Here is an 18307-nt window from a genome sequence, read left to right on the forward strand (position 1 = left end):
TAAAATATTTTGTTGAAAAAAAGTGCTATCGAAGCTTCATATCAGTTGAGCGTGGTAGCACTTTTTTTATGGCAGTCCTTTTAATTGATTAATCTATTTCAGGCTGATAAGTAAAGTGTCTTACTAAATTTTATCGAATAGCAAATTACAGAAACGCATATTATATTTATCAGTAAAATTCCAGTTTAACTAACTAAAGAACTGTTATCATGGAGCCGTATTAATCAAAACCGATTTAATCGATGCAAAACCTACGTAAATATGTGCGTCGGTTTTATATTGTTTATTCCGCGCTCTCAAGGCCAGCTATACGCAGCATCGAGTCTGGCTTTAAACCGTTCAATCACTCTAAGGAATAGGAGTATATCATATCTTCACACACCACATCATCCGTATATTCTTCCTCTAGCAAAAACAAAATCTGATCAATAAAAACTAATATCTAAGTTATTTTCTATTTTATGTTGACAAACATTAGAGTTTGTTTTATATTTATTAATAATTCTAATTAAAATTTAATTTACGGAGGTAGAAATGAGATGAGTGCTTTTTTGAGGTATTTTAAAAAGGTGATGGTTGCCGTGTTGGTGTTTACAGGAATCCTACCAGCGACGATTCAAGCTGAGGAAGGTGCTGTCGTAAATGTGCATATTGATGTTGAAGTGGCGACACTTGATCATAATATTGCTACGGATGGTACGTCATTTGAAGTGATTGGGTCTTTGATTCAAGGGTTGATGACTTTAGATCCAGATGGTAATGCTATCCCTGGAATCGCCGAATCGTATGAAGTCAGTGAAGATGGGACGGTTTATACATTTAAATTAAGAGAGGCTGTTTGGTCAAATGATGCGCCTGTTACGGCTAACGATTTTGTGTTTAGTTGGCAACGTCTTGCTAATCCAGATACAGCGAGCGAGTATTCGTTTATTTTAGAAGCAGCAGGTGTTTTAAATGCGAGTGAAGTCGCAAGTGGCGATAAAGCGCTAGAGGAATTGGGGGTTAAAGCACTTGATGATAAAACATTAGAAGTGACATTAGCACGTCCAGTTGCTTTCTTTATTGATTTGTTAGCTTTCTCACCACTATATCCTTTAAACGAAGAATTTTACAATTCTGTTGGTGATCAATATGCCACAGCACCAGATAAAATTCTTTCTAACGGGGCATTTGTTTTAGCAAGCTATGAACCAGCTGCTTCCGCTTTCGAGTTGAAGAAAAATGATAAATATTATGATGCTGATAATGTGCATTTAGGTGGCTTAAAATATCAAGTCATTAAAGATTCGCAACAAGCAGTACTCGCTTACCAAACGGGTCAAGTAGATGTGGTATCTTTAACAGGTGAACAAGTTGAGTTATTTAAAGCGGATCCTGAATTTAAAACTGTTCCTGCAGGATATGTCTGGTTTGTTTCTCCAAACAATGAGGTTGCCGGGTTAGAAAATGCGGATTTACGTTTAGCACTTGCTTTAGCCTTTGACCGTGAAGTCATTGCAAATAATGTCTTAAAAGATGGTTCCAATGCAGCGTCATACTTCATTCCAACCGATTTAGCGAATGGACCTGATGGTAAAGATTTCCGTGAAACTGCCGGAGACGGACCGTTAGTAACCGATGTAGCGAAAGCTCAAGAACATTTTGAAAAAGCCAAAGAAGCGCTAGGACAAGATACGTTTACTTATTCATTATTAGTGGAAGATACGGAATCAGCGATTAATGTCGCTCAATCTCTAGAAGCACAAATTGAAGCGAATTTACCGGGCGTCGATATTGTGTTAGAGCAAATGCCTAAGAAGACGCGTTTACAAAGGATGCAAGATGGCGATTTTGAGTTAGCACTTCACCGTTGGGGACCGGATTACCGTGATCCAACGACCAACTTACAATTATTAGAAACAAATAGTAACTACAATACAATGAATTGGTCAAATGCTGATTTCGATGCTTTATACGAAGCAGTGACCGTTGGTGATTTAGTAGATAAACCTGAAGAACGTTGGGCAGCGATGATTGAAGCAGAAAATATTGCCTTAAGTGAGGCAGCTATTTTCCCTATTTATCAAAAAGGAAGTGCTGTTTTAGTAAAAAGTAATGTTAAAGGTGTTGATTTCATGACAGTAGGAACTAATCGAATTTTTGTTCGTGCTACGAAAGACTAGTTGAATCTCAAATAATAGAGTATTCTCCCATTTTGAGGTAGAGAATACTCTATTTACACTTATAGCTCAGTTGGAGGAAAAAATGAAAAGATACATTCTGAGAAGAACACTTATTTCAATCGCAACATTGATGGTGATCTTATTTATTTTATTCATGTTATTACAATTATTACCTGGTTCTCCTTTCAATGATGAGAAATTATCAATGGAGCAACGTCAAATACTTGCGGCTAAATACGGATTAGACCGTCCACCATTAGTACAATTTTTTAATTATCTCAAAAATATGTTATCAGGCGATTTTGGGGTTTCTTATAATATTTCCAAAAATGTACCGGTAGCTGAATTGCTTAAATCACGTTTAGTGTTATCAGCTGAATTAGGATTATGGGCAATTTTGATTGGTACCATCGTTGGTTTTGTCTTTGGTACTATCGCCGCTTTTAATCAAAATACGATTTGGGACACTTTTTCTACGATACTTTCGGTTGTCGGAGTGAGTGTACCGTCTTATGTTTTTGCTTTAGGTTTATCTTATTATTTCGGCTTTAAACTTATGTGGTTTCCAATATTGTTTGATGCAACTAATAAACAACTCAGTATGGTGATGCCGGCCATTTCATTGAGTTTATTTACCATGGCCTCCATTGCCCGTTTTACTCGTACAGAAATGGTTGAAGTATTGCAATCGGACTATATTATGCTAGCTGAAAGTAAAGGCGTTAGTGGAGCGAGATTATTATTTAAACATGTGCTTAGAAATGCTAGTATCCCAATTTTAACGGTATTAGCCCCATTGGTAGTAGGGTTGATGACAGGCTCTCTAGTCGTTGAGAAGATATTCTCTGTTCCTGGCATTGGACAATTATTGGTTAACGCGATTCAATCGAATGATTATAATATTATTTTAGCCATCGCCTTTATTTACTCAGCTTTATTTATTTTTGTCATGTTTGTCGTCGATATATTATATGGTATTCTCGACCCACGTATTCGTTTGGTGAAGGGAGAATAAAAAATGAATCAAAATATCAATGAATTATCAATCGAATTTTTTCCGAATGATTTTGAATTTGTGGACAGTGCATCAAAGCAGGATGAACAGGAAGTCTATGTTAAACTGTCAAATTTTAGTCAATTTCTCAATAAATTTAAAAAGAATAAGGGTTCAATATTTGGCTTAATTTGTATTATTGTGATTATTATAATGGCTTTAATTGGTCCTCATTTAAATGAATATGGGTATAATGACCAAACGATAGGACATGAATTGATGGCACCGCGTATACCTGGTTTAGAAAAATTAGGTATTTTTGATGGAACGCAAGTGATGGAAACCTCTACGGCCAGAATTGAAATTAATAAATACGAACAAAATCCGAGTAACCAAAATGTTTACTATTGGTTTGGCTCAGATGTATTAGGACGAGATATTTTTACACGAACTTGGGAAGGAACAAGAATTTCCTTATATATTGCGTTAGTGGCTGTGGTGGTGGACATCATTTTTGGTATGTCCTATGGCTTAATATCTGGGTATTTCGGTGGGAAAGTCGATATGGTGATGCAACGTATATTGGAGATCATCAATGGTATTCCTAATCTAGTCATCGTGACGTTATTAATTATTGTCCTAAAACCTGGATTATTAAGTATTACGATAGCCATTGCGTTAACCGGATGGATTGGAATGAGTCGGGTCGCAAGGGCACAGATGCTCAAATTGAAAAATCAGGAATTTGTATTAGCTGCTAAAACATTAGGAGCCTCTCCATGGCAACTAATTTTTAAAGAAATATTACCGAATATTTTCGCCCAATTAATTATTATGTCAATGTTTAGTATTCCCAATGCGATTTTTACTGAGGCCTTTTTAGCTTTTATTGGAATCGGCATCCCAATGCCATTAGCTTCTTTAGGTTCGTTAATCAGTGATGCTTTTAAATCATTTTTAACAGCCCCTTATATGATTATTCCGCCGGTATTGGTTTTAGCTTTGACAATGTTAAGCTTTAATTTATTGGCTGATGGACTACGAGATTCGTTAGATCCAACAATGAAAGAGGTGTAACATGAGCCGTCAAAAAATATTAGAAATGAGAAATTTAAACGTATCTTTTTCAACCACACAAGGTACGGTTCAGGTCATTCGCAGTGTGGATATCGATTTGTTTAAAGGTGAAACTTTAGCTATCGTAGGAGAATCAGGTTCTGGTAAATCCGTCACCGTCAAAACGATTATGGGGATTGCCAGTAAAAATCAAACCGTTGATTCTGGTGAAATAATCTTTACTTATGATCGCGATGGCGAAGAGAAAACCGTCGATTTATTAAAACTTACCAAAAAAGAAATGCGTAAACATATTAATGGCAAGCGAATCGCCATGGTCTTCCAAGATCCGATGACCTCTCTTAATCCTACAATGACGATTGGCGAACAAATCATGGAAGGGATGTTTATTCATTATAAAATGAGTAAGAAAAAGGCGACTGAACGTGCGATTGAATTGCTTGAATTAGTCGGCATTAGCGATGGCAAACAACGCCTTAAGTTATATCCCCATCAACTTTCAGGAGGGATGAGACAACGAATTGTCATTGCGATTGCTTTAGCATGTGATCCAGAAGTACTCATTTGTGATGAACCAACCACCGCATTAGATGTTACGATTCAAGCAAAGATTTTAGAGTTAATTGCCGATATTCAAAAAAAGACGGGTATTGCCGTTATTTATATTACGCATGATTTAGGGGTAGTGGCTAAAGTGGCTGATTATGTTAACGTCATGTACGCCGGCCGGATTATCGAAAAAGGGACGGTAAACGATATATTTTATAATCCTAAGCATCCCTATACTTGGGGCTTACTGTCAGCGATGCCTGATTTAAGTATGGATTCTGAAAGATTGTATACCATTCCTGGTAACCCACCTAATTTAGCGCATTATAAACAAGGGGATCCATTCTACAATCGAAACGAATTTGCCTTAAATATTGATAAAAGGGTTGAACCGCCAATGTTTGAATTAAGTGAGACTCATTTTGTGGCTAGCTGGTTAATGCATGAAAAAGCGCCAAAAGTAACGATGCCAGAAGTATTGAAGCAAAAATTGGAAAATATGAGAAGGGAGGCAGGAATCCATGAGTGAAAAAAGTCCAATATTAGTAGTGGATAATTTAAAGCAACATTTTCCTGCTGGTCGTAATTATTCGGTAAAAGCAGTTGACGGAGTCAGTTTTAAAATTTATCCGGGTGAAACCTATGGATTAGTAGGAGAATCAGGTTCCGGTAAATCGACCATCGGCCGCTCTTTAATCCGTTTATACGATCCTACTTCAGGTAACATTCACTTTAATGGGGAGGATATTTCAGGGAAAATGTCGAAGTCAACCCAAAATATGTTACGAACTAAAATGCAAATGATTTTCCAAGATCCGATGGTTAGTTTAAATCCACGAAAGAAAATTATTGATATTATTACACAAGGACTTGAAATTCAAGGCATCGGTACAGCGGCAGAACGCGAACAAAGAGGATTAGAAATTCTCGAAAGAGTCGGTTTATCACGCGAATTTGCTAATCGATACCCCCATCAATTTTCCGGCGGTCAACGTCAACGGGTTGGGATTGCCCGCGCATTGGTGATGAATCCTCAACTAATCATTTCTGATGAATCGATCAGTGCTTTAGATGTTTCAATTCAAGCTCAGATTGTCAATCTATTAAAAGATATTCAAAAGGAAACGAATGTTTCGATATTATTTATTGCCCATGATTTATCGATGGTAAAATATATTTCAAATAGGATTGGTGTCTTGCATTTAGGGCATTTATTAGAAACAGGCACCACTGAAGAAATATTTAACAATCCTATTCACCCTTATACAAAGTCGTTATTATCGGCCATCCCATTAGCGAATCCAATCGTAGAAAAAGGGCGGGTAGCTGAGCATTATGATTATGCGACCAGTGGTTTTGATTACACAAAAGGAGTTGAGCATCATTTAACAGCAACACATAAAGTATGGATGGAACCAGAAAAAATAGCCGACTTCTTGCCTCAAGATTATAAATTTTTCAATCAATCGCACTCACACGAAAGAAGTGCAGTATCACAAAGTTAAGAACAGTCACAAACTTCAATTATGTGGTGAAATAGCGATTCAGTTGAAAGTGGATTGGATAAAAACTGACTGTATTCGCTAGTGCGAAAGTGATTAGAAATATTAGTAAAAGAGTGGTGTCTTAAAATCAAGACGATGATGTGATCCCCGAAAGTTTGAGTAAAAAAACTAACTTTATGGGGGTCGTTTTATGTCTAAAAAATATAGTTACGAATTTAAACTTCGTGTCGTTGAAGATTATTTTGAAGGAACATTAAGTAATATAGCACTAGCGAATTGATATGGGATTTCTACTAGAAGTCTAGTAGAGCGATGGGGTAATAACTATAAGATTTATGGGCAGAATAACTTAAAACTAAAGAAGTAAAAACAAAGTATTCTTTAAAATTTTAAACTTAATGTATTAGACTATAAGCAAGCAGCAGGGGCTTCTTATTGAGAAACCGCCAAAAATTTTGATTAAAAATAGAGTTTTAACGAATATAATTTTGAGCAATAATTTATTATGAGTTTCTAAATCGTCTTACTACCTTTCAATCATAAAATAAATTATACTAGAAAATAATAAGTAATATTTGTCAGTTGGTATTTTGGTAGCTTTTATCTCATTGGTTAATCGCAAAATATCAAGTGGCTTTTTTTATAGTGGATTAAATTAATTTTCAAATACGAGATTCACATTATTCTTTGAATTATAAATAGTAAGATGGAGGGGTTATATGGATTTATACAAAGGAAAAAGATTTTGGCCAACGTTAACGAAAGAAGTATCATTTTCAAAACAAAAAGGCACGCATAAAGTGGATGTTTTAATAATTGGTGGCGGCATGAGTGGTTTATTGTCGGCTTATAGTTTAGCAAGAGCGGGGAAGAAAGTATTTTTAGTTGAAAAGGATACAATAGCAAATGGATCCAGTTCATTAAATACTGGTTTGATTCAATATATGAGTGATGTTGTAATGGTAGATATTGATGAAGTTAAGAATAAAAAGGTATCAAATGATTTTTATTTAAGATCACAAAAAGCGTTAGATTACATTGAAGAAATTGTTAATGAGTTAAACGACCCCACAATTTCATTTAGAAGAAACAATAGTCTCTATGTTTCAAATAATGAAGAGGAAATTTTGAAAATAAAAAGAGAAGTTGCTAGGCAAAATGAATTAAATTTTGAAACAGAGTTTTTAGATCAACAGAGATTAAAAAAAGAATATGGTATCGACGCTCTAGGAGGATTGCTTTCAAAAAATGACGTGGAGCTGAATCCGATGGCCTTTGTTTCTGCAATGGCGACCAGAGCAACAGAAAATTTTGGTTTGCTTATCTCGGAACAAACTCAAGTGAACGAGCATAATTTTTCATTTGATGAAAATAAATTGGTAGTGGATGATTTAAGTGTTCAGTATGATAAATTGGTGATTGCGACAGGCTATGACGTGTTCCCAAGTTTTTCAAAATATTTACCGAAAATTGATTTAGTGACCTCATTTGTTGTTGTAACAGAACCGATTAGCAATCAAAAGATTACTGACACGATGTTTTGGGAAAGTTCAAGTAGCTACCTTTACTTTAGAAAAAGTCCGGATAACCGTTTAATCATCGGTGGAGAGGATGAAGAAAATATAACTTTATCTGAGAATAAAGCTAAGATAATTTCTGAAAAATTAATTAAACAAGTTCAATCTTATCAAACTAATTCGATCGAATTAAAATCTGAATACTTTTATGAAGCTATCTTTGGTGAGTCTTCGGATGGATTACCATATATAGGACCACATCCAGAAAACCATGATATTTTTATTATACATGGAGTGGGTGGTAATGGGACAGTCTATTCCGCAATGGGAGCAATTGAGATTGTGGATTTTTCAAACGGAAAATTTGATAAAAAGATGAGTTATTTATGGCCGAGCGAAACCAATAATTAATGGACAAAACAAGATAGCAAGGATTGGCTTTCGGCTTCGTGTCAAAATTGGGAGTTTTATTATTTTATAATTTTTTAATTAGCAAAAAACATTGAGTAGTACTTTATTATCAAATCAACCATCGAACCTCAAACCAAAAACCAGACTCAATTTTGTTGAGTCTGGTTTCTTTAAGTCCTATTATCGTTGATCGAGTTCCATTTTGTTTTCAGTGGTAGTAAAAATACTGATTACAATTGATAAAATAATGGCAGTGAATAGTCCTTCAATATGAACATCGCTAACGAAATTATCCGCTAATAAAACCATAGCACCGTTTACAACTAAGTTAAATAGCCCTAAACTAATAATTGTCAATAAACATCCGACTGTCTTAAGAATTTTTCCAATAATTCCGTTGGTAATACCAAGAATAATAGCAAAAATTAAAGCTCCCATAAAACTGTTAACAGTCACTCCAGGAAGAATATAACTCATCACGATGGTTACGACGGTGGTAATTAATAAATTTTTCATAAATTCTCCTCCTTATGTACAACATTATTATACCATGTTTTTATAAAATACTCTAATAAGTACCAGGCAACGACATACATCAGTAATCGATTATTTTATAGCTATCATCATTGCCGTGTTATAATGATAGTTAGAATAGACTAAAAGGATGAGTGAAGATGAAGATACATTTATTAGAACCCTTACGAGTAACAAAAGAAAAAATTACTGAACTAGCTGAGCCTTTAGTTAAGGCGGGCCATGAGTTCACCTATTTTGACACTAAAACGACCGATGTTCAGGAACTGATTGAACGTTCAAAAGGAGCGGATATTGTGATGATTGCCAACAATCCTTATCCGGCTAAAGTGATAAAAGCTAACCCACAATTGAAGTTAATTGATGTCGCTTTTACTGGAATCGATCATGTCGCTCAAGAGGCTGCTAATGAATTAGGAATTCAAATTGCGAATGCTTCTGGCTATGCGACGACTTCTGTTAGTGAATTAGTTTTAGGATTGGTATTAGCTCTCTATCGTCAAATACCGAAAAGTGATGCAGATACACGACTAGCGGCTGATTTTCCAGGGCCATTTCAAGGGATGGAAATTAAAGGAAAGACAGTGGGCGTCATTGGGACAGGTAATATTGGGATTGAAACAGCAAAATTGTTCAAAGCATTTGGCGCTGAGTTAATCGGCTATAGTCGCAGTGAAAATGAGCAGGCAAAAGAACTAGGTTTGACCTATCAATCATTAGAGGACGTACTAAAAAATAGTGATATAGTTTCCTTACATTTACCATTAAATGATCACACTAAAGGACTAATATCAAAAGAAAAATTGGCCTTGATGAAGCAAGAGGCGATATTAATCAATACCGCTAGAGGCCCGGTGGTCGACAATGAGGCACTAGCCGAAGCCTTAAATGAAGGGCGCATTGCAGGAGCAGGTATAGATGTGTTTGATACAGAGCCACCATTAGAGAGCGACTATCCATTATTGGGAGCTAAAAATACCATTTTAACGCCACATATTGCGTTTCTTAGTGATGAAGCAATGGTAAAACGAGCAGAAATCGCCTTTCAAAATGTGATTAGTTTTATCGAAGGGAAACCACAAAATATAATGAATTAATGATTGTGTTTAAAGCACCTTTTATTAAATATCGATGAAGGTTTGCGGGATATTATGCCAACTCATTGAACCTATGCGGTTTGTGGTGAAAATCTCCGTCGTGATGAAAGTGTCCGTTATTCCACAGTGAATTCTCAAACAACTCATCGTGAAAAAGACTAAACTGATTTAAAGTTTTAATTATTAGCTTGACATTAGGAACAGATTAATTTATAGTGTGAATATAGTCATAAAAACATTGACAAGAAAAGTAGATGGATGAAAGTTTTACAGAGAGACTGTCGTTGGTGCAAGCAGTTAAATGGCAATTCATTGAAAATGGTCTTCGAGTTGGCTCTTCGATATTTAGGTGAGTCCGGGTTCGCCCGTTAAAGCGAGCGAGTATGATAGTACTCATAGAGGTATTAATCGTGAGGTTAATATAAATTAAGGTGGTAACACGAGTGATCTCGTCCTTTTTGAGGATGGGATCTTTTTTTGTTAATGAAATCGACTAATAATTTCTAAGGGGGAAATAATATGTGTCATAATTGTAGTAAACATGATTTTGTGGGGAGTTTTTTAAGACCTGAAAGATTAGTCACTGCTCGACAAGCGTTTAAGGAAGGTAAAATTGATGCACAAGCGTTAAAAATTGTAGAAGATCAAGTGATTGAGGAATTAATTAATAAGCAAAAAGAATTAGGCTATGAATTTATTACCGATGGAGAGTTTAGACGCTCTACGTGGCATTTAGATTTTATGTGGGGATTTGACGGCATTGAACATCGTCCAACAGAAACAGGACTACCTTTTGCAGATGAAGTGGCACTAATCGATGACACTTATCTAGTAGGACGTTTAGGATTTAATGAGGATCATCCTTTCTTTGAACATTTTAAATTTGTAAAACAGTTTGAAGAAAAAGGGCATCAAGCAAAATTGACCATTCCAGCACCTGCGCAGTTTCTTGAACAATTAATTATGCCTTTTGCCATTGACAATACGCTTAAGTTCTATGATAGTCAAGAGGAGTTGGTAGAGGATTTAGTTTCGATTTACCAACAATTTATCCAGAAGGCATACCAGTTAGGTTTGCGTCATCTTCAGTTAGATGATTGTTCATGGGGGTTATTAGTGGATAAGCGTGCTGAAGACTTTTTTGGTACTGACCAAGCAGGGCTTGAAGCAATCAAGCAATTATTTTTAGAGACTAATAATCGAGCGATTAGTCAACGTCCAGAAGATTTAGTAGTGACGACTCATGTTTGTCGTGGTAATTTTAAATCGACTTATGCGGTTAGCGGTTCTTATGAAGAAATTGCGGAGTTTCTTTTTGCCAAAGAAGAGGTAGATGGTTATTTCCTAGAATTTGATGATGAACGATCAGGTGGTTTTGAACCACTGCGTAAAGTTACCGGTGATAAGAATGTAGTACTAGGATTGATAACCTCTAAACGACCAGAATTAGAAGATAAAGACAGAATTATCGCCCGTATCCATGAAGCCGCGCAATACATTCCATTAGAACGCTTAAGCTTGTCCCCTCAATGTGGCTTTGCATCTACCGAAGAAGGGAATAAATTAACGCAAGAAGATCAATGGAAAAAGCTACAATTGATTAAAGAAATTGCTGATGAAGTGTGGAGTTAATGAAATAAAATTTTGATTGCCGGTCCCGATACGATTGGTATTTCGTAATAGAAGCTAAACCTTAACCCGGCAACCATCATCCTAACCGAGACAATTTCGCTTTTATCGTTTACAATATCATTATAGGGAATTTCAAGGAGGGAAGATGTGGAAGAATTTAAAGATTATGTGTCTTTCGACTTAGAATTTAACGAGGTAGAGGGCATTCAACATTTATTACAAGTATCGGCGATAAAGTACGTCAATCATCAAGAAATTGAACGCTTTGACACTTATGTTCATACGACTGTTCATATTAGAAGTTTTATTACAGGATTAACGGGTATTACTCAAGATAAAATTAAAAATGCGCCTCCTTTAGTGGAAGTATTAAGGGATTTTAAAGCCTTTGTCGGTGACTTTCCATTGATGGGGTATAATGGCAGAAAAAGTGATATTCCAGTGCTACAAAGTCATGGCTTAGATTTAGAAGCGCAATATCAAATTGATGTCTATGAAATAGCACAAGCAATGAAACCGACCTATTTATCAGGTTCAAAGGGATTGAGTCTAAAAGCCGTAGCAGAATATATTGGCTTAAAAGGGCAAGCACATAACAGTTTAGAAGATGCCAAGATGACGGCAGAAGTTTATCAAGGTTTACTAGAATTGAAAGCCAATGAAAGTTATTTAGATCAACAAGAAGTGGTAACCAATAATCCATTCGCCGGATTAGGGTTAGCGGGATTGTTCGGTGAAGATGAATAATTGAGTCATCTTGACAAGGAGGGTTTATCAGTAACCATTTAAATATTATGGCGAATTGAGTTGCTTGCTCTCAATGTTTTAAATTGTAGTTCAACTCAATGTGTTAAAATCGCTACTTGTCTCAATGTTTTAAAACGCTGTTCACCTCATTGAGTTAAAATAGCTGTACTTTTATTGAGTTAAATCGCTATCGATCTCATCTAATCTGGCCTAAAACTGCTCTTGGTTGAGTTAAAATAGCTGTTAGCCTCACCCAATCTGGCCTAAAACCCATTGCGGTATCAGTTAAAAGCATATGCCTAGCGTTTTTTATGGGGAACAAACCGAATGATGCGAAAGAGCTAACCATTATTTTCATTTTCATTTGACAATTAGTCTAATGATAAGTATACTTTAGAAAGAAATTTAGGGATCTTTAAACGTGTTCGAGAAACATGAAAGTTACCATAACCATATTTGCCATTGGAGGATTGCGCTAAATCCGTCTAATAGCACTATCTTTATGTACTTTTATGAGCCTACACACGTGTGTAGGTTTTTCTTTTTATCACGAAAGAGTGAAAGGATGATGAAAATGGACGAGAGTAAACCAATTATTGCACTCGATTTTCAAGAAATAGACCAATTAAATGAGTTTTTAAATCAATTTTCCGAGCCTTTAAATGTAAAAATAGGGATGGAATTATATTATACGACTGGTACGCAGATGGTTGAAGTATTACAACAGCGTGGTCATGATATTTTCTTAGATTTAAAATTACATGATATTCCTAACACTGTAAAATGGGCGATGAAAACCTTAGCTAAGCAAGGCGTAGCAATGTTAAATGTTCACGCAATGGGCGGACAAGCCATGATGGAAGCGGCCCGTCAAGGAATTGAAAAAGGGACTGGTGAAGGGGCGAAACGTCCGGTTTTACTAGCGGTGACCCAATTAACGTCCACTAGCCCAGAACAACTTAAAAATGAACAATTAGTTGAAGCAACGATGGCAGAAAGTGTTAACCACTTGGCCAAGCTTACCCAACAAGCGCAATTAGATGGCGTCGTTTGTTCACCACTAGAAGCAAAAGCTATCAAAGAAAAATTTGGCGAGGACTTTTTAACGGTCACACCGGGTATTCGACTAACGAAAGGTCAAGATGACCAAAAACGGACGGCGACACCTAATGAGGCCGCATTAAATGGCTGTGATTATATTGTGGTGGGACGTCCAATTACTCAAGCCGAAGACCCTGTGGCAGCCTACCAAGCCATTAAAGCCGAGTGGCAAAAAGGTTTGGCTGAAAAAGCATCATTTTAGGAGGAATATTATATGACGACATCAGCAAAACAAGCCGCCCAAATATTATTAGACATCGAAGCCGTTTGTCTAAGCCCACAAGCCCCGTTTACATGGGCTAGTGGCTTAAAAGCACCGATTTACACGGATAATCGTTTGATCATGTCTTATCCTCGTGAACGAAAAGTAATTGAGTATTTATTAGCTAAAACGATAAAAGAGCATTATCCAGAGGTCACGGTTATTGCCGGAACCGCTACGGCTGGTATTCCCCATGCTGCTTTTGTTGCAGCAGAATTAGACTTACCGATGATTTATGTGCGTTCATCTGCTAAAGACCATGGCAAGGGTCGTGCGATTGAAGGTGCGTTGGATAAACAAGCTAAAGTGGTTTTAATTGAAGATTTAATTTCGACTGGACGTAGTGTTTTAAACGCTGCAAAACAAATCCAAGCTGAAGGCGCTGAAGTATTAGGCGTGGTTAGCATTTTTAATTATCAACTCAATAGTGGCCAACAAGCATTTAAAGAAGCAGGTTTGGCATTTCAATCCTTAACGGATTACACCACACTATTAGAAATCGCGACAACAGAAGGAGGGTTAGCTGAATATAAAACATCATTAGAAGATTGGTATCAAGATCCAGTAGCATGGAGCGAAGCACAACAAAATTAATAAAGAATGACGAGATCATTCATTAAGGAGCTAAAAAATGGAAAAAATGAGTAAAAATGATAAAAGAGCCTTAGTTACATCGATTGTCGGTTCAGGATTAGATGATTTAAACGTGATGTTTTTAGCCTTTTCAATGTCCAGTATTGTCTCAACCCTAGGTATCTCTCAAACCCAAGGAGGATGGATTGCGACGATTACGAATTTTGGGATGTTATTAGGTGGTCTAGTATTTGGGGTTTTAGCCGATCGCTATAATAAATATAAAGTCTTCAAATGGACAATTATCATCTTTTCAATTGCGACCGGATTAATTTTCTTTACTAATAATATTTACTACCTATATTTAATGCGATTCATCGCAGGAATTGGAGTCGGAGGAGAATATGGTGTGGCGGTTGCGATTATGGCTGGTATTGTTGAGCCGAAGAAAATGGGACGCGTTTCCGCATTAAACGGGATTGCCGGTCAAGTCGGTTCAATCTTTTCAGCATTATTAGCTGGTTCTGTGGCTCCAATATTTGGCTGGAAAGGATTGTTCTTATTAGGATTACTGCCATTAATTCTTGTGGCTTATATGCATTTTGCTGTGGATGAAGCTACTATTTCTAATCGTCGTGTGGCTAAAAATACGGATGTAAAGCCAGAAATTAAAGAATTATTTGCGACACCAATTCTAGCTCATCAAACCATCGCTTTAATGGTGATGACCACTGTTCAAATTGCCGGTTACTTTGGGATGATGAACTGGTTACCAACCATTATGCAAGAGTCTTTAGGAATTTCGGTTAAAAACTCTTCTACTTGGATGATTGCGACGATTGTCGGCATGTGTATCGGTATGTTAGTATTTGGCCAAATCCTAGACTATTTAGGACCACGTTTAGCATACAGCATCTTCCTATTGATGTCCGCTGCTTCAGTTTACTTATTCCAATTTGCTAATTCGGCTTTAACGATGATTATTGGCGGCATGATTGTTGGATTTTTCGTCAATGGGATGTTCTCAGGATATGGTGCTATGACCAGTCGTTTGTATGCAGGACGTATTCATTCAATCGCTAATAATGTAATCTTAAACGTTGGCCGCGCTGTCGGAGGCTTCTCATCTGTGATTATCGGAAAAATCTTAGATAGCTCATCGGTCTCAATGGTGATGTTATTCTTAGCCAGCTTATACTTAATTAGTTTTGTTACAATGTTATCAATGCCTTATTTACAAAAAGACCGTTATGATGCGTTATTAAACACAGACGGTGTTCAAGATGAAGGAACAGTCAAAGTAGCCTCCACTACGGTTTAAGAATAAAAAAAGGAATGTGACTGTTACTGACAGTGTGTCAATTATTAGTAGCGGCCAAGTTAATAAAACACTTAAATTAACCAGCTCGATGCCAAAAAGGTATGGAGCTGGTTTTTTTGTGTGTATGAAACTGAATAAGTGGTATTCGTATCGAAACTAAGAAGGAAATGAGAGTAATTATGGTTGCAGTGATGTAGAGGCAGTTGGATTTATTGAAATATTAGTAAAGAAAGTTAACGAAATATCACCGGTTACCTTTATGCTGAAATCTATGCCATTTGGTTTTGAGTGAGTAGCTATTGAAGAACATGTCTGATGGTTACAAGGATAAGCTTTAAGTTAGTGAGTCAAGTAAAAGTTGGTTGCATTGTCACTCGATTTCATCGCCTAACTACTAAAACTAAATTAAAGAGATAAGCTAAACAAACTAAAAATCTCAATCGATTCTAATGTAAAGTAATTTAATTGACAACGCAATATAGTTTTGTTAGGGTGGTAACATCGTTTTAAATTGAGAAAACTATAGGAGGAAAAAATGCAATTAACCATTAGAAAAATTGAAGAACGCGACATACCTGAAATGATTAACTTAGTTCATGAAGCGTGGTTCGACGGATTCTATGAAAAGGAAGAATTTGAGAAGGCTGCGGCCGCCATTTCACTTAATAAAGCATTATACAATAGTTCTACAGGTCGAGTGGCAGAAGTGGATGGCCAAATCTTAGGGATGATTTTATGTAAAATAACCAAAGATGATCCGGAGTTTCGCAAATTCCAAACCAATACCATTGAAAATTTAATTGAATTGTCAAAACATGGCGAAGAACAAGAAATCAATCGCTTAATCAAAACGTTTGAAGCGGAGAAGTCAATCTACAATCAATTCTTAGGTGAAGTAGACACAGATTTTGATGCTAGTATTGAATACATCGCCGTCTCTTCAAAAGCCAGAGGTCATGGTTTAGGTAAAAGTCTTATTTATGAAGCGATAAAAGATTTTAAAAATGAGGATTGCCAAAACCTTTATTTATTTACTGATTCTGATTGTAACTATCTCTTTTATGATTATTTGGATTTTGAACAAGTGACAAGTGAGACGATTCAAATTCCTACTAAAAATGGTACTAGAGCACGCCAAGAATTTATGTATGCGTATCAATTTATGTAAAAAAATAATAGGAGTGACCTAGAAGTGAAAACCAAGTGGTTTTGCTTCAGTGGGTCGCTCCTATTTTTATTTGGTTTAGGGTGTCTTGCGGACGAATTTTGTATTAGGGAATCAACTGTATTGTTTAGTTCAGGTGTCGACTCTCTGACGATACTTTAAGCTCTCGCAATAGTTTGTGGTGGCTTCTGGTGATGTTTGTGATTTAGAGTTTACTCCCACTATTTTATTACAATTGGTGACACTTAGTTTTGCTTAGAGTAGGGGTGCGCCTTCGTTTGGCTTTAAAGTGTGACATCTGATTTCGTTTGGCTTGGAAAAACTGACAGTCATTTTCCATATTATTATTCGCCAGTAAAACAGACTATCTCCGTATCACTTGGGCAAACCGAGTGTCCTTTCCATATTTTCAGTTTGTGATTCGCAGTGTCCTTTCCTCCACCTTATTTTTAGCGATAAAATCCTTAAAATTCTGCTTGATTTAAATATTCTAAAGCATATTGTGCATAGAGTTCAGCGCCGACTTTTAGGCTTTCCTCCCCCACATTAAAGCGAGCATGATGATGAGGATAGATTGCCCCATTCGTTTCACTGCGTGCACCAACCGTTGCGAAGGCTCCTGGAATATGGTTATTGTATTCACCAAAATCTTCCGCAACCATTTTCGGAGGGAAGTGGCCGACGAATTCTTCGCCAAAAGTTTCTTTCGTAATACGATGTACCAGCTCTGCACTGTGACGTTCGTTGACGACGGGATCTAGTAAGCGATCATATTGAAATTCAACTGTGCCTCCATATATTGCCGCGATTTTCTCAGCAAAACGTTGCATCTCCTGTTCAACGGTGTCTCGCGTAGCGGCATCAAAAGTTCTAACAGTACCTTCTAGTTTAGCATTTTCAGCAATAATATTAAAACGGTCACCCGCTTCAACTTTCCCAATGGTTAACACCGCTGATTCCATTGGATCAATCGTACGCGAAATGATATTTTGGACTTGCGAAATATATTGAGAGACCATCACCACCGCATCTTTTGTTAAATGTGGTTGAGCGGCATGTCCACCCGAACCTTTGAAATGAATATAGAATCGGTCTGCTGCTGCAAAAGTAGGGCCCACATTACAGTTTACTAATCCAGCTTGATCCATCGACCAAATATGAATACCAAAGGCATTATCGACATCGTCAAGTACACCTTGTTCAATCATTAATTTCGCTCCTCTACCAATTTCTTCAGCCGGTTGAAAGATAAAACGTACGGTGCCTTTGATAGAGTTTTTTACTGATAACAAGGCTTTTAGTGCCATCATTAACATCGCTACATGGGCATCATGTCCGCAAGCATGCATTTTACCTTCATTTTGTGATTGGTAATCGAGGTGGTCATTTAATTCATGAATTGAGAGGGCATCCATATCGGCACGCAATAAGACGGTTTTACCGGGTTGAGCCCCTTTAATTTCTGTCATCACCCCGGTAGGTTCCATTAATCGATAGGTTAAGCCTAATTGATCTAATTGTTTCGCAATATAACGTGTCGTCTCAAATTCTTCCAAAGATAATTCAGGGTGTCGATGCAAATGGCGTCGCATTTCAATCATGTCAGCTTCATGGTCTTGAATAAATTGTTTAACTGTCTGGTTCATATGAATATCCTTTC

15 protein-coding genes and 1 other annotated feature are annotated in these 18307 nt (G+C 36.7%); of the genes, 13 read left to right on the top strand and 2 right to left on the bottom strand.

What is annotated here, in order from left to right:
- Positions 1–539 precede the first annotated feature (539 nt).
- The 6 genes from LB888_RS08850 (at position 540) to LB888_RS08875 (ending at position 8215) form a co-directional block, all read left to right on the top strand.
- On the top strand, positions 540–2162 hold the full coding sequence (locus LB888_RS08850; RefSeq protein WP_318752649.1) for a peptide ABC transporter substrate-binding protein: 1623 nt from the start codon (positions 540–542) through the stop codon (positions 2160–2162).
- An 82-nt stretch (positions 2163–2244) separates the two neighbouring features.
- The gene (locus tag LB888_RS08855; protein WP_318752650.1) at positions 2245–3177 is read left to right on the top strand and encodes an ABC transporter permease; all 933 of its coding nucleotides are present in this window, start codon (positions 2245–2247) and stop codon (positions 3175–3177) included.
- Positions 3178–3180: 3 nt separating this feature from the next.
- On the top strand, positions 3181–4233 hold the full coding sequence (locus LB888_RS08860; RefSeq protein ID WP_318752651.1) for an ABC transporter permease: 1053 nt from the start codon (positions 3181–3183) through the stop codon (positions 4231–4233).
- A 1-nt stretch (position 4234) separates the two neighbouring features.
- Positions 4235–5311, top strand: coding sequence for an ABC transporter ATP-binding protein (locus LB888_RS08865; protein WP_318752652.1), 1077 nt, complete (start codon positions 4235–4237; stop codon positions 5309–5311).
- Positions 5304–6287 (top strand): ABC transporter ATP-binding protein, encoded by a 984-nt coding sequence (locus LB888_RS08870; protein WP_318752653.1) that lies wholly within the window; start codon positions 5304–5306, stop codon positions 6285–6287. Before LB888_RS08865 ends, LB888_RS08870 begins: the two co-directional genes overlap by 8 nt.
- 719 nt (positions 6288–7006) lie before the next feature.
- Complete coding sequence (locus LB888_RS08875) at positions 7007–8215, top strand: FAD-dependent oxidoreductase (protein ID WP_318752654.1); 1209 nt, start codon at positions 7007–7009, stop codon at positions 8213–8215.
- A 180-nt stretch (positions 8216–8395) separates the two neighbouring features.
- On the opposite strand, the gene LB888_RS08880 is transcribed toward LB888_RS08875, so the two are convergent.
- Positions 8396–8731 carry a phage holin family protein gene (locus tag LB888_RS08880; RefSeq protein ID WP_318752655.1) on the bottom strand — a complete coding sequence of 112 codons (336 nt, stop codon included), beginning with the start codon at positions 8729–8731 and terminating at the stop codon, positions 8396–8398.
- 158 nt (positions 8732–8889) lie between these two features.
- Between LB888_RS08880 and LB888_RS08885 the strand changes: the two genes are divergently transcribed.
- The 7 genes from LB888_RS08885 to LB888_RS08915 all read left to right on the top strand — a co-directional run bounded on the left by LB888_RS08885 (position 8890) and on the right by LB888_RS08915 (position 16650).
- Positions 8890–9846 carry a 2-hydroxyacid dehydrogenase gene (locus LB888_RS08885; RefSeq protein WP_318752656.1) on the top strand — a complete coding sequence of 319 codons (957 nt, stop codon included), beginning with the start codon at positions 8890–8892 and terminating at the stop codon, positions 9844–9846.
- A gap of 229 nt (positions 9847–10075) precedes the next feature.
- Positions 10076–10306, top strand: a binding site (T-box leader).
- A gap of 59 nt (positions 10307–10365) precedes the next feature.
- A complete protein-coding gene (locus LB888_RS08890) occupies positions 10366–11478 on the top strand; it encodes a 5-methyltetrahydropteroyltriglutamate--homocysteine S-methyltransferase (protein ID WP_318752657.1) in 1113 nt (370 codons plus the stop codon).
- A gap of 147 nt (positions 11479–11625) precedes the next feature.
- Complete coding sequence (locus LB888_RS08895; protein WP_318752658.1) at positions 11626–12225, top strand: 3'-5' exonuclease; 600 nt, start codon at positions 11626–11628, stop codon at positions 12223–12225.
- Between the two features lie 574 nt (positions 12226–12799).
- The gene (gene pyrF, locus LB888_RS08900; protein ID WP_318752659.1) at positions 12800–13528 is read left to right on the top strand and encodes an orotidine-5'-phosphate decarboxylase; all 729 of its coding nucleotides are present in this window, start codon (positions 12800–12802) and stop codon (positions 13526–13528) included.
- Positions 13529–13540: 12 nt separating this feature from the next.
- Entirely contained in the window at positions 13541–14182 is a 642-nt protein-coding gene (gene pyrE, locus LB888_RS08905) for an orotate phosphoribosyltransferase (protein WP_318752660.1), read from the top strand.
- A gap of 37 nt (positions 14183–14219) precedes the next feature.
- Positions 14220–15482, top strand: a complete 1263-nt coding sequence (locus LB888_RS08910; RefSeq protein WP_318752661.1) for an MFS transporter — start codon at positions 14220–14222, stop codon at positions 15480–15482.
- Positions 15483–16017: 535 nt separating this feature from the next.
- Positions 16018–16650, top strand: coding sequence for a GNAT family N-acetyltransferase (locus tag LB888_RS08915; RefSeq protein ID WP_318752662.1), 633 nt, complete (start codon positions 16018–16020; stop codon positions 16648–16650).
- A 461-nt stretch (positions 16651–17111) separates the two neighbouring features.
- Here LB888_RS08915 and LB888_RS08920 read toward each other — a convergent pair whose 3' ends face one another.
- Positions 17112–18293, bottom strand: a complete 1182-nt coding sequence (locus tag LB888_RS08920; protein ID WP_318752663.1) for an amidohydrolase — start codon at positions 18291–18293, stop codon at positions 17112–17114.
- Positions 18294–18307 lie beyond the last annotated feature (14 nt).

Source organism: Globicatella sp. PHS-GS-PNBC-21-1553 (genome assembly GCF_033564055.1).
GTDB classification, from domain to species: domain Bacteria; phylum Bacillota; class Bacilli; order Lactobacillales; family Aerococcaceae; genus Globicatella; species Globicatella sulfidifaciens.

Coding starts and splice junctions, on each gene's coding strand:
- LB888_RS08850 (WP_318752649.1), top strand. CDS start 540: ATGAGTGCTTTTTTGAGGTATTTTAAAAAGGTGATGGTTGCCGTGTTG.
- LB888_RS08855 (WP_318752650.1), top strand. CDS start 2,245: ATGAAAAGATACATTCTGAGAAGAACACTTATTTCAATCGCAACATTG.
- LB888_RS08890 (WP_318752657.1), top strand. CDS start 10,366: ATGTGTCATAATTGTAGTAAACATGATTTTGTGGGGAGTTTTTTAAGA.
- LB888_RS08915 (WP_318752662.1), top strand. CDS start 16,018: ATGCAATTAACCATTAGAAAAATTGAAGAACGCGACATACCTGAAATG.
- LB888_RS08860 (WP_318752651.1), top strand. CDS start 3,181: ATGAATCAAAATATCAATGAATTATCAATCGAATTTTTTCCGAATGAT.
- LB888_RS08865 (WP_318752652.1), top strand. CDS start 4,235: ATGAGCCGTCAAAAAATATTAGAAATGAGAAATTTAAACGTATCTTTT.
- LB888_RS08910 (WP_318752661.1), top strand. CDS start 14,220: ATGGAAAAAATGAGTAAAAATGATAAAAGAGCCTTAGTTACATCGATT.
- pyrE (WP_318752660.1), top strand. CDS start 13,541: ATGACGACATCAGCAAAACAAGCCGCCCAAATATTATTAGACATCGAA.
- LB888_RS08920 (WP_318752663.1), bottom strand. CDS start 18,293: ATGAACCAGACAGTTAAACAATTTATTCAAGACCATGAAGCTGACATG.
- LB888_RS08870 (WP_318752653.1), top strand. CDS start 5,304: ATGAGTGAAAAAAGTCCAATATTAGTAGTGGATAATTTAAAGCAACAT.
- LB888_RS08885 (WP_318752656.1), top strand. CDS start 8,890: ATGAAGATACATTTATTAGAACCCTTACGAGTAACAAAAGAAAAAATT.
- LB888_RS08880 (WP_318752655.1), bottom strand. CDS start 8,731: ATGAAAAATTTATTAATTACCACCGTCGTAACCATCGTGATGAGTTAT.
- LB888_RS08875 (WP_318752654.1), top strand. CDS start 7,007: ATGGATTTATACAAAGGAAAAAGATTTTGGCCAACGTTAACGAAAGAA.
- pyrF (WP_318752659.1), top strand. CDS start 12,800: ATGGACGAGAGTAAACCAATTATTGCACTCGATTTTCAAGAAATAGAC.